General features: G+C 50.3%; 1 pseudogene. It reads right to left on the reverse strand.

The features are described 5' to 3' along the window. Positions 1 to 611: pseudogene (locus A3750_RS16045) on the reverse strand (cobyric acid synthase CobQ); the annotation flags it as partial. Positions 612 to 624: the final 13 nt, after the last annotated feature.

Genomic DNA, 624 nt, shown 5'->3' on the forward strand with positions numbered 1-624 from the left:
TCACGCAAGGCTACATAATCCAAGGGCTGTGCGGCCTTGTAGCCTGCCCACGCCAGGATTGCATCTAGTGCCCCCGGTGTATCTACTAGCCCATGCCAATAAGTGCCGGCTATCTGCCCATCTTCACTAATTGCGCCATCGAACTGCCCGTTATCGTATTCGATAAACGGCTTCTCTAAGCTAGCTCCTGTCGACCGACCAGCATGAATTTCATAGCCTGTCACGATATCGTTGCCTACAACAAACTTACCCCTAACCTGTTTTAGCGCCTTGTCACCCGTCAGTGTTGTCGTTAAATCCAGGTAGCCAAATCCAGCACTTGAACCCGCTTCACCCTCAATACCTTGAGAGTCCTCAATCCGCTTGCCAAGCATCTGATAGCCACCGCAAATACCGAGCACCTTACCACCATAACGTAAATGCTTTTGAAGCGCGGCTTCCCAACCCTGCTCTTTGAGAAAAGCCAAGTCATCCCTCACCGATTTTGAGCCGGGCAAAATAATCAAATCCGCAGGCGGAATCTCGCTATCAACCGGAACATAAGTAAAGTTGATCTCTGGGTGCAGACGAAAAGGTTCAAAATCCGTGTGATTGCTGATTCTTGGCAGCACGGGCACAACCACA

The sequence above is a fragment of the Oleiphilus sp. HI0079 genome (assembly GCF_001635105.1).